This is a genomic window from Domibacillus indicus (assembly GCF_023715895.1).
GTDB classification, from domain to species: domain Bacteria; phylum Bacillota; class Bacilli; order Bacillales; family Domibacillaceae; genus Domibacillus; species Domibacillus indicus_A.
In genome coordinates this window covers 356,941-368,992 of the sequence record NZ_JAMBOO010000002.1, presented here as the reverse complement: position 1 = coordinate 368,992, position 12,052 = coordinate 356,941, and the positions used below count along the sequence as shown (strand labels likewise).

At 46.2% G+C, this 12,052-nt stretch carries 10 protein-coding genes; 9 read left to right on the top strand and 1 reads right to left on the bottom strand.

Annotation, left to right across the window (positions count from 1 at the left end):
* Positions 1 to 313: 313 nt before the first annotated feature.
* The 8 genes from M3221_RS05095 (at position 314) to M3221_RS05060 (ending at position 9,464) form a co-directional block, all read left to right on the top strand.
* The gene (locus tag M3221_RS05095) at positions 314 to 2,470 is read left to right on the top strand and encodes a malate synthase G (protein WP_251270441.1); all 2,157 of its coding nucleotides are present in this window, start codon (positions 314 to 316) and stop codon (positions 2,468 to 2,470) included.
* A gap of 51 nt (positions 2,471 to 2,521) precedes the next feature.
* On the top strand, positions 2,522 to 3,289 hold the full coding sequence (locus M3221_RS05090) for an IclR family transcriptional regulator (RefSeq protein ID WP_251270440.1): 768 nt from the start codon (positions 2,522 to 2,524) through the stop codon (positions 3,287 to 3,289).
* 354 nt (positions 3,290 to 3,643) lie between these two features.
* On the top strand, positions 3,644 to 4,135 hold the full coding sequence (locus tag M3221_RS05085) for an amidase domain-containing protein (protein WP_251270439.1): 492 nt from the start codon (positions 3,644 to 3,646) through the stop codon (positions 4,133 to 4,135).
* A gap of 233 nt (positions 4,136 to 4,368) precedes the next feature.
* A complete protein-coding gene (locus M3221_RS05080; protein ID WP_251270438.1) occupies positions 4,369 to 5,034 on the top strand; it encodes a CAP domain-containing protein in 666 nt (221 codons plus the stop codon).
* 293 nt (positions 5,035 to 5,327) lie between these two features.
* A complete protein-coding gene (locus M3221_RS05075; RefSeq protein ID WP_251270437.1) occupies positions 5,328 to 6,743 on the top strand; it encodes a GntP family permease in 1,416 nt (471 codons plus the stop codon).
* Between the two features lie 13 nt (positions 6,744 to 6,756).
* A complete protein-coding gene (locus M3221_RS05070; RefSeq protein WP_251270436.1) occupies positions 6,757 to 7,533 on the top strand; it encodes a 3-hydroxybutyrate dehydrogenase in 777 nt (258 codons plus the stop codon).
* A 61-nt stretch (positions 7,534 to 7,594) separates the two neighbouring features.
* Positions 7,595 to 8,971, top strand: coding sequence for a sigma-54 interaction domain-containing protein (locus M3221_RS05065; protein WP_251270435.1), 1,377 nt, complete (start codon positions 7,595 to 7,597; stop codon positions 8,969 to 8,971).
* 37 nt (positions 8,972 to 9,008) lie between these two features.
* Positions 9,009 to 9,464: a DinB family protein gene (locus M3221_RS05060; protein ID WP_251270434.1), complete on the top strand. Its 456-nt coding sequence runs from the start codon at positions 9,009 to 9,011 to the stop codon at positions 9,462 to 9,464.
* A 48-nt stretch (positions 9,465 to 9,512) separates the two neighbouring features.
* Here the strand turns inward: M3221_RS05060 and M3221_RS05055 are convergent, their stop codons facing one another.
* Positions 9,513 to 10,940, bottom strand: a complete 1,428-nt coding sequence (locus M3221_RS05055; protein ID WP_251270626.1) for a DHA2 family efflux MFS transporter permease subunit — start codon at positions 10,938 to 10,940, stop codon at positions 9,513 to 9,515.
* Positions 10,941 to 11,165: 225 nt separating this feature from the next.
* On the opposite strand from M3221_RS05055, the gene M3221_RS05050 reads away from it, so the two are divergent.
* Positions 11,166 to 11,999 (top strand): TetR/AcrR family transcriptional regulator, encoded by an 834-nt coding sequence (locus M3221_RS05050; protein WP_251270433.1) that lies wholly within the window; start codon positions 11,166 to 11,168, stop codon positions 11,997 to 11,999.
* Positions 12,000 to 12,052 lie beyond the last annotated feature (53 nt).

Here is a 12,052-nt window from a genome sequence, read left to right as displayed (position 1 = left end):
TTGCTGTTTATTTTTGTTTTTAAGCAGGCCTTATCTCGAACCGGGCGGCGATGATCCGTTAAATATCCCTTAATTTTTGATATACTGGGATGTAAAGGAGAAGATAGCGATGAATGATCTTATTTTACAAATTATAGTCTGGGCAGTAGTCATTTTGGCCATGGTAAAGCTTTATCCGATTTTACAAAAATTATGGAAAAAATGAGAAAAGGCTTTCAGAAAGAAGTTGAAATTTTCTGGAAGCCATGTTACTCTTTTTTTAAGGTTTTTTTGAAACGCTGTTGCGTAATAAGAAACAAAGGGGATGTTGTACATGGGGAATTATGTGAAAGCAGGGTCGCTGCAAGTAGATGATCGGTTTTATGAATTTGTAAACAGCCGTGTGCTTCCTCGGGCAGGGGTGGATCAGGAAGCATTCTGGACGGGTTTCAGCCGGCTTGTGGCGGATGTTACACCGAAAAACAAGAAGCTTTTGGAGCGAAGAAATGACTTGCAGGCTCAAATCAACGATTGGCATCAAAAGCATTCTTTTGAGCCGGCAGCGTATAAAACCTTTTTGGAGGAAATCGGTTATCTTGAGCCTGAAGGGGAAGACTTCACGATCCAAACGGAAAACATAGATGATGAAATTGCGCTTCAAGCCGGTCCGCAGCTTGTTGTACCGGTAAATAATGCGCGATATGCCGTTAACGCAGCTAATGCAAGATGGGGGAGCCTGTATGATGCGTTATATGGTACAGATGCGATTCCGGAAACGGACGGTGCGGAAAAGTCAGCCGGCTTTAATCCGATCCGCGGCAAGAGAGTCGTTGCTTTTGCACGCCGGTTCTTAGATACAGCAGCACCGCTTGCAGCAGGTTCACATACAGAATCAACCGGCTATCGTATAGAAAATGGCCGTCTGATCGTTTCTTTACAAAATGGCGAGACATCACTGAAGAACCCAGAGCAATTGAAAGGAACGAGTGAAGAAGGGATTTTGCTTGTGCATCATGGCTTGCATATTGAAATACAAGTGGATCCGGAGCACCCAATTGGCTCAAAGGATCCAGCGGGGGTCAAAGATATTTTGCTGGAAGCAGCCATAACGACGATTATGGACTGTGAAGACTCTGTAGCGGCCGTCGATGCCGAAGACAAGCTCCTTGTGTACGAAAACTGGCTGGGCTTGATGCGGGGAGACTTATCCGCTTCTTTTACAAAAAACGGCAGGCAAATCCACCGTACACTGAATGCAGACCGGTCTTATATATCGCCAGATGGTGCGCCGTTTGAACTTCCCGGCCGCTCTCTTATGTTTGTTCGAAATGTTGGCCATTTAATGACCAACATTGCCATATTGGACGAGCATGGTGATGAAATTTTTGAAGGTATTTTGGATGGTGTGATCACAAGCGCCATTGCCAAGCCGTCAGCACTCGGACAGCCGAAACGGATAAATTCACGCAAGCGCTCCATTTATATTGTGAAGCCGAAAATGCATGGATCCGAGGAAGTGGCTTTTGCAGACGATTTATTTAACCGGATTGAGGATTTATTAAATATGCCGCGATACACACTTAAAATCGGAGTGATGGATGAAGAGCGCCGAACGTCTCTTAATTTAAAAAATTGTATCGCAGCTGTTCGAAATCGGATTGTCTTTATTAACACGGGCTTTTTAGACCGGACTGGCGATGAGATGCACACTTCAATGGAAGTGGGTCCGATGATCCAAAAAAGCGAAATGAAAAAAACAGCCTGGCTGGAGGGCTATGAAAAATCGAACGTAGCGAGCGGGTTGGCAGCGGGCTTCGGACACCGGGCGCAAATCGGTAAAGGAATGTGGGCGATGCCGGACTTGATGGCTGATATGATGGAGCAGAAAATCAGCCATGTGCAGGCTGGCGCCAATACAGCCTGGGTCCCGTCTCCGACAGCAGCTGTTTTGCACGCCATTCATTACCATGAAGTGAACGTATTTGACCGCCAGAAGAAAATCGCCGATCAAGCTTCCGCTTTTCAGGATGCGATGCTGCAAATTCCAATCGCGCTTAATGCGGATTGGCGTGCAGAAGATATTCAGCAGGAGCTCGATAACAATGCCCAGGGAATTTTAGGATATGTTGTCCGGTGGGTTGAACAGGGGATTGGCTGTTCCAAAGTGCCGGATATTCATAATACCGGCTTGATGGAAGACCGGGCGACTCTCCGGATTTCAAGTCAGCACATGGCCAACTGGCTGCGTCATGGAATTTGCACAAAGAAGCAGGTTATGGACACGCTGGAGCGGATGGCGAAAGTGGTTGATGAGCAAAATGCGGGGGATCCAGGCTACCGGCCAATGGGGCCGAATTATTATGAATCGGTCGCCTTTGCGGCTGCTTGTGATTTGATCTTTAAAGGGTATGAGCAGCCGAATGGCTACACAGAACCGATCCTGCACGAAAAACGGCTCCAGGCAAAAGAAAAATATCGTATTACATCATAAAGGAAAGCGGGCCCCGGCCGGCTTTTCCTGGTTAGTAAGGAAGGGATTCGGTTGGAAAGAGAAAACGTCGTTAAATCAGTCGCGCGTGCGCTTGATATTATTGCGCTTGTCAGCGCCTCCTCAAGAGGACTTGGCGTAACAGAAATTGCGAATGAAATGGATATTAATAAAAGCTCGGTATTTCGGACACTAGCGACGCTTGAGCAATACGGCTATATTGAGCAGCATAAGGAAACAGGCCGCTATCGAATCGGCTACGCTTTTCTAGAGGTAAGCTCAAGGCTGCTTGAATCGCTCGATGTCAGATCAGAAGCACAGGCTGTTTTACGCCAGTTGGAGGCGGAAACAAATGAAGTGGTTCACCTTGTCGTGTATGACCGTGGAGAAGTGGTGTATATTGAAAAGCTGGACGGGCACGAAGCACTGCGCATGCATTCAAAAGTCGGCAGGCGTGCGCCGGTTCACTGCACATCCGTCGGAAAAGCGATTTTAGCCCATCTGCCTGAGTCAGAAGTACACGACATATTGGAACGAAGAGGGCTGCCGGTCCATACAGACCAGACCATTACGACGAAAGAAGCGTATCTGGCGGAGCTCGCGCGTGTAAGAGAAGCAGGATATGCGCTCGATCTTGAAGAAAACGAGCCGGGCATCCGCTGTATTGCAGCGCCGGTATTTGATCATCATGGAGCAATCGCAGCGGCTGTATCGATTTCCGGCCCCACTCTTCGCATGACGGATGAGCGCTTAAAAGCATTAAGAGAGCGCATGATAAAAGCGGGAAGCGACATTTCGGAGCGCCTTGGATGGAAAAGGTAATAATTTCTTGACTTTTTATTTGATGAGTGTTATGATTAATATCTAATTGAGATCGTAACTTAGAGCGTTCAAATAAAATTCTGGCATTCTGCTAGTGTTGACTTTACTTATTCACACTGGAGCAGCTTCGGAGCTGCAAGGACTTAAGAGCAGGAAGGGCTTAGGTCGTTTAGGGACATCAAAAACGATAATGTGGAATTAATATACCGCGGCGGTTTAACGAAGGATAAAGAAAAGGATTTATCCTCGGAACGTTGTGAGTTACCCAATAAATATAAAAAAACCGGCCTGATCCGTTCAGGTCGGTTTTTCTATTCTCTTCCGGCATACGCTGTAGGAAAGGAGGAGATGGCGATGTATGATCGTGAAGCCGCAGTCCGTTATGCGGAAAAGTGGTGGAACAAACGCAATCCGGCTTTTCCGGCGTTTGCTGTAGACTGTACCAATTATGTTTCACAATGCCTGCTGGCCGGAGGCGCCCCTATGAGAGGCGGCTACGCGGACCGCAAAAATGGCTGGTGGGTTGGAGGCGGTACGTGGAGTTTCAGCTGGAGTGTGACCCATTCGCTCAGATGGTATTTAGAAGGATCGAAGAAGGGATTAAAGGCTGTGCGGAAAGCATCGGCAGCAGACCTGCTTCCTGGAGACGTCATTATTTATGATTTTAACGGTGATGGCCGTATGGATCATGCTGCTTTTGTTGTGAGCCGCCAAAACGGTGTACCGCTTGTGAATGCGCACACGGCTGACAGCTATCACCGCCATTGGAGCTATACAACGTCACCGGCACACACGGCCGGCATTCGTTACTACTTTTTCCATATTGATGAAAATACCTCTTTGTAACAGGTTTGTAAAAGAGTTACGCTTATATGTCGCTGCCTGTTTCTGCCTGCAAGTGAAAACAGCACAGCGCTGACTGGATAGGGACTGAGCACTGTGGGCAAAGCAGGAAACTATCATTATGAAATGAGGCTATCATTTTCCATCTCAAAATCTATTGCCGTTTTTTCGTGTTTCGGGCTATAGTAATCACGCAGCCCGGGCAACACATAAAAAAACGCAGGAGGATTTTGACCTTGAAAATAAATGTACGCATTGCCGCAATCGCTGGTCTTGTGACAATTGGACTTTTCACAGCAGGACAGGTAGAAGCAGCTTCCCTGACTTGTGATACGACAAAGACTGTTCAGGTGAAAACCTACCAAAAATATTATCAAGTAAAATGGCAGGCACAGCCAGCAGCTGCTGCTCCATCTAAAGAAGTAACACAGCCAACAGCGCCTGCTGCTGAAGCAAAGCCTCAGCAGACAGCGCCTTCGCAAGAAGCACCAAAGCAGGAACAGGCGGCACAGCCGGCAGCTTCTCAATCAGTAAATGCTTTTGAACAGGAAGTAGCAAAGCTTGTAAACCAGGAGCGCGCTAAAGCGGGATTAAAGGCTTTAACGTTAGACACTGAGCTTAGCAAAGTCGCTCGTGCGAAATCACAGGATATGAAAGATAAAGGCTACTTTTCTCACCAGTCACCAACATACGGATCACCATTTGATATGATGAAACAATTCGGTATTACGTATAAAACAGCAGGCGAAAACATTGCCAAAGGCCAAAAAACGCCAGCAGAAGTAATGGAAGCGTGGATGAACAGTGACGGCCACCGGAAAAACATTTTAAACCCTGAATTCACTCACATCGGTGTTGGCTATGTAGATGGCCACTGGACACAAATGTTTATCGGAAAATAAAAACGCGCGGAAAATGGGGATCATTTTCCGCTTTTTTGCGTGTTCATTGTATGCTGAATAGTGGACGATGAGAACTTTAGATGTTATTCGAAAGAATGCTTATGGCTTCGGCAGCGAATGAAAATAAGAAGAATTCCGGAGAAACGGAAAATTCCGTAATTCCGGAAAAATCGGCGCGGTTTTTTTCCGGAATCACGGAATCAAGGGAAGAAAACAGCGAAAAAAGACTCTTTTATGGTTGGCACAGCTCTTGCAAAAATAAAATGAAAACGGTTACTAAAGGGGGAGCGAAAATGGATTTACTTGTGATACTTCTGGCGCTTGGCCTGCTCATGTTTACCGCATACCGCGGCTTTTCTGTTATCTTATTTGCGCCGATTTGTGCATTGCTGGCTGTTCTTTTAACAGAACCAGCCCATGTTTTGCCGTTTTTCTCAAATATTTTTATGGAGAAAATGGTCGGTTTTATTAAATTATATTTTCCTGTTTTTTTACTCGGTGCTATTTTTGGAAAAGTAGTGGAAATGTCAGGTATTGCAGAATCGATTGCCAAAACAATCGTTAAGTTCGTAGGTGCCAGGCAGGCTGTTTTAGCCATTGTGTTAATGTGCGCCATTTTAACGTACAGCGGTGTCAGCTTATTTGTAGTTGTTTTTGCAGTTTACCCGTTCGCAAAAAAAATGTTTATGGAGGCTGACATTCCGAAGCGGCTCATTCCAGGAACGATTGCACTTGGCGCTTTTACCTTTACGATGGATGCACTGCCGGGAACTCCGCAAATTCAAAATGTCATCCCGACAACCTTTTTTAAAACAGATATTTACGCAGCGCCGGTTCTAGGAATCATCGGAGCGGTATTTGTGCTTGGCGCAGGCCTGTTGTATTTGGAGATGCGCCGGAAGAAAGCCGCCAAAGCCGGTGAAGGCTACTACGGGTTAAACAATGACGTTTTGGAAGAAGAAGAGGAAACAAAAGCTGTAGAAAAAGAAACATCAGCCCTTCGCAAAGCACTCGCTTTTGTACCACTTATTTTAGTAGCCGTAATGAATAAATTTTTCACTGAAACATTGCCTGTATGGTACCCGAACGGATTTGATTTTGCAGCCATCGGCTTAGATTCTTTTGGGAAAGTAGAGCTGTCGTCTGTTCTGGCGATCTGGTCTGTAGAAATGGCTTTGCTAACGGGAATTGTTGCGGCTCTTTTATACAACTGGAAGCAGGTTAAGACCAATTTTCAAGCTGGTGTAAACACGGCTATTGGCGGTGCGCTGCTTGCCGCAATGAACACAGGGGCTGAATATGGATTCGGCGGTATCATTTCTTCGCTGCCGGGCTTTTCGGTTGTCAGCAAGGGGATTTCAGATACGTTTACAAATCCGCTTGTAAACGGAGCTGTTACCACAACCACTTTAGCCGGGATTACAGGATCAGCCTCCGGCGGTATGGGAATTGCGCTTAGTGCCATGTCAGACAAATATATGGAAGCGATTACAAAATATCATATTGATCCTGAAGTGATGCACCGTGTGATCTCAATGGCCTCCGGCGGCATGGATACACTGCCGCACAACGGAGCAGTTATTACACTTTTAGCTGTAACGGGTCTTACCCATCGGCAGTCGTACAGAGACATCTTTGCGATCACCATTATTAAAACAATCGCTGTCTTTTTGATTATTTTCATTTACAGTACAACAGGACTTGTTTAAGGGGGAAGAAAAGATGTTAAAAAACAGAACGGCATTAATTACAGGCGCTGGAAGCGGTATCGGACTCGAGCTGGCAGGTGTTTTTGCAGCAGAAGGAGCAAACGTCATTGTTGCGGATATCAATGAGGAAGCAGCTGTGCAGGCTGCAGAAGCATTTCAAGAGCGGGGATTCCACGCGTCCGCGGTTTTATGTGATGTAACGAATGAAGAACAGGTTAAAAGCAGCATTGAATTTGCGGCTAATCGGTACGGTACGCTCGACATTTTAATTAACAATGCCGGAATGCAGCATGTGGCGCCCATTGAACATTTTTCGACAGAGCGGTTTAACCAGCTTTTAAGCATTATGCTGACAGCTCCCTTTACAGCCATCAAGCACGCACTGCCAATTATGAAAAAACAAGGAAACGGACGCATTATTAATATGTCTTCTATCAACGGGCTGGTTGGCTTTGCCGGCAAAGCCGGATACAACAGTGCGAAGCACGGAGTGATTGGGTTAACGAAAGTAGCCGCTTTAGAAGCCGCCCCGCACGGAATTACAGTAAATGCACTTTGTCCTGGATACGTTGATACTCCGCTTGTGCGCGGTCAATTTGAAGATTTAGCAAAAACGCGCAGCGTTCCGCTTGAGCGGGTGCTTGAGGAAGTTATTTACCCGCTTGTGCCGCAAAAGCGGCTGCTGGAGGTTCGAGAAATAGCTGATTATGCTGTTTTTCTTTGCAGTGATCGGGCGAAAGGTGTGACTGGCCAGGCGATTGTTTTAGACGGCGGTTATACGGCACAATAAGTGAAAGCTGCCTTTACGGCGGCTTTTTTTGATAAAATAAAAGAAAAAGGAGGGCATAACGATGAAGAAGCTCCCTTATGAATGGCTGGAAGAAATTATTAATCTGGCGGCGGAATGGGTTGTTGCAGTTGACCGGGGTGCAAAGGTTATTTTTATGAACACGGCTTACTGCGAGTATCTTGGAACGACTCAGCAGGAAGTATTCGGAAAAGACGTAAGAGATGTGATTGAAAACACGCGCATGCATATTGTTCTTCAAACAGCCCGGGCAGAAATTGCATCGATACATACAATTAAAGGCAGTGAAATGATTGCAAACCGGTATCCTTTCTATGTAAACGGCGAGCTTGTTGGAGCAGTCGGGGCTGTGATGTTTCGCAACGCAGAAGAGTGGATGGCGTATTCCAACAAAGTACAGCCGCTAATGGAAGAGCTTAACTATTATAAGAAACGGTTTGCGAACGAATTAAAAAGTAAGTACAGTTTTGAGGACTTAATTGGCACAACAGAATCTTTTATAGAAGCAAAGCAGCTGGCTGCGCGTGCGTCCACAAGCCAGTCAGTCGTGCTTTTAACTGGGAAATCTGGCACGGGCAAAGAACTTTTTGCTCATGCAATCCACGGGGCAAGCACAAGAAGTGTGTTTCCTTTTGTTCGTGTCAATTCAGCCTCAATCCCGGAGCAGCTGCTTGAATCGGAACTGTTTGGATATGAGGAAGGGGCTTTTACCGGGGCGAAAAAAGGCGGGAAAAAAGGGAAGTTTGAGCTGGCGCACCGCGGAACCATTTTTCTCGATGAAATTGGCGATATGCCATTGGCTATGCAAAGCAAGCTGCTTCGCGTTCTTCAGGAAAAAGAAATCGAGCGGGTTGGCGGACAAGGCACAGCCCCTGTTGATGTACGGGTGATTGCTGCCACACACCGCAATCTTGAGGAAATGGTCAAACAGGGAAAGTTCCGGGAGGATTTATACTATCGGCTGAACGTAATGAAAATTGATATTCCTTCCTTAATGGAACGAAAACAAGATATTCCGGCTGTTGCAGCTGTCTTGCTTCGAAAGCTTGAGAAGAACTTTGACCGGCTTGTGATCACTTTATCCAAAGAAGCGGAAAACCGTCTTTTGCTTCATACCTGGCCCGGAAATGTACGGGAGTTAGAAAATGTGCTGGAAAGAGCGGTGAACGTGATGGATGGATCTGTGATTCGGCTTGATCATTTGCCGCTTTACTTACAGGAGGAACCCTCTCAAGAAGCCGGAACCCGTTCCGTAAAAACGTCTGTAGCTGTTATGCCGCTAAAATATACTCTTCAAAAAATAGAAAAAGAAGCGATCCAGCATGCCCTTTGCCAGTCTGCTAATAAAACTGAAGCGGCCCGGCTGCTCGGCATCGGAAAAACAAAGCTTTATGACAAGTGCCGGGAGTATGGATTATGATAGAATAGAAGCGGTCATACATAGAGGAGGAAATGGTATGGAATCGATTAAGCAATTTATTTTTGCAAGAAACGCAGCGCTCGGCACCATTGCCAAAGCACCGGAAAATAAGTGGGATGAAGTCCCTGCAGGGTTTTCAAATAATATCCGCTGGAATGCCGGACATATTTTCGTAACGGCAGAGGGGCTGCTTCATTTAGCAGATGAAGCCTATGAGACTGTGCATCCTGACTGGAATGTCCTGTTTGCAACAGGAACACGTCCGGCTGACTGGCCGGCAGAGGTGCCATCAGCAGAAGAAATTACGAACGCCCTGCAGGAACAATTGAATCGTGTAGAACGTCATTTTTCTGCCAAGCTCGGTGAAAAAGCAGCAAAGCCCGTCACAATCGGCCCGCTTGAAATGACAACGGTAGAAGCTCTTTTACAGTTTGTCACGTTCCATGAAGGCATGCATACCGGGGTTATAAACAGCTTAACAAAAATTCTATAAAAAACGCCCTTGCCGGATGCGGCAAAGGGCGTTTTTGTTGTGAGCAGATTAACCAGCAGACTTTTGCTTAGACAGCTGGCTGGCAGGCGTTACCCGTTTCATAAAGAAAGCCAGGACAAGGGCAACAGCGGCAATAAACACAGAGACGGTAAAAGAGAAATTAATGCCGTGCAGCATCGCTTCATTTGCAATATTGGCCATCGCAGCTGGATCGCCGGCAGCGGACTCGGCAAGCTGTTCAGCTTCCGACTCGGTCCGGTTTTGCATTAGTGTAACGAGCAGGGCAGACCCGACAGCACCGGATACTTGCTGCAGGGTATTGTTCATGGCCGTTCCGTGCGGATTCATAGCCGGCGGAAGCTGGTTCAGCCCGTTTGTCATAACCGGCATCATAACCATAGACATCCCAAACATGCGAAGTGTATATACAAACATAATATAGCCGTAAGAGGTATCCAACGTTAAATTACTGAACATAAAGGTCGTTAAAATGGTAATAGATAAGCCGATAACAGCTAAAATCCGTGCACCGAATTTATCAAACAGTATTCCGGTAACCGGAGACATGATCCCCATAACGATCGCACCCGGCAGCATTAACAGTCCGGAATCAAGCGGAGAAATGCCGCGGATTGTCTGTACATAAATCGGCATAAGAAGCATAGCAGAAAACATAGCCATTGCAATCACAACCGAAATAGCTGAAGACAGGGCAAACATCGGATACTTATAAATCCGGAACTCAAGCAGCGGTTCATCCAGCTTCATTTGGCGTAAAACAAACCAAACTAAGCCGATGACACCGGCCGCAATCGGGCCATAAACGTAAATAGAATCCCAGCCTTTTTCACCGGCAGAGCTGAATCCGTACAAGATGCCGCCGAAGCCGATGCTCGACAGCGCAAGAGACAAAAGATCCAGCGAAATGGGGCGCTGTGGCGTAATATTTTTTAATTTAAAGATGGCAAAAAGAAGCGTAAGAGCGGCAATCGGAATGACGACGTCAAACAGGGTGCGCCATGTGTAATGCTCAATGAGCCAGCCTGAAAGGGTAGGTCCGATCGCTGGTGCCGTAATCATCACAAGCCCGAAAATCCCCATGGCCGCACCGCGGCGTTCCACCGGAAAGCTTGCAAGCATAACATTCATTAAAAGCGGCATCATAATCGCAGAACCGGATGCCTGGATCATCCGAGCGGCGAGCAGCACGCTAAACGATGGCGAAAGTGTTGCGAGAACAGATCCCGCCGTAAATAATATCATTGCCGTAAGAAATAAACTCCGGTTTGTAAACCTCTGAATGAAAAAAGCACTTGCTGGAATTAAAACCCCGTTTACCAGCATATATCCAGTCGACAGCCACTGAACAGCAGAAGCCGATACATCAAATTCTTTCATAATAGACGGAAGCGCTACGTTGAGAAGCGTTTCATTTAAAAGGGAAACAAAAGCGCCGACAAACAAAATGGCAATCATCGCGTAAGGCGGTTTTCCCGGTACTCCGTGTGTATTCAATTTATATCCTCCTTATACATACTCACTGTTCAATTTTTATACTGTTGTTCTAACAGGTATTTATCTTATACCGATCGTTCAAAAAAATCAACAAATAAATTAAATTTATAAATGAAAGCTTGAAATAACAAGGTTATTGCGCTAATCTCTGAATAGACCGACAGTTCAAAAAAGGAAGTGCATTCATTGAACGAACGAAAAAGAAATGTAATGGAAGCAGCGCATGCTTTATTTGTAGAAAAAGGGTATGCGGCTACATCGATTCAAGATATTCTCGATCAAAGCGGCATTTCGAAAGGAACGTTTTATAATTACTTTCCATCTAAAAACGAGCTGCTGATGAGTATCTTTGAAAAAATTAATCTCGAAACGGACCAGCGCCGGGCGCATGTCATTGCCGGACGGCCTGTTCACGATAAAGAAGCGTTCATCCAGCAAGTGAAAGTCAAGATGGAAGTCAGCAAGGAAAACAATTTGTTTGCTCTCTTTCAAGGTGTATTTGTATCGGAAGATGAAGAATTAAAAAAGTTTATTAAGCAGCACCATATAAGCGAGCTGCGCTGGATGCAAAGAAGGGTTATAGAAGTGTATGGAATGCGGGTTTATCCTTATTCAATTGACCTGGCTGTGATGATGCATGGCATGATCCATCATACGGTTCACTTTGTGATGGCAATCGAGGCAGGTGTTGATGTAGATCAAGTCATTGGGTATGCGATGCGCCGGGTAGATGCGGCTATAGAGGAAATTATCCACACAAACGATGCACTGCTTGATCCGCATGTGCTCGAAAAATGGCAGCCCGAAGAAGAACGGGCAAGGGAGCGGAAAAAAAGCCGTGTGCTGCAGGAAATCGGTGCGATGCAGAGGGAGGCGGATGAACGTTTTGAGGAGCTGCTGGTATTTTTACAGGATGAAATGAGGGAAGAAGCGCCTCGCCGTCTTGTGATGGAAACAGTGGCCGGCACTATTCCAAACAATGAAACCCTTATACTGCGTATACAGGAATTTTTTTCATAAGCGCCGGGCGGTCCAGACAGGGCCGTCTTTTTTTGGACAAAGACCAGCGGGGC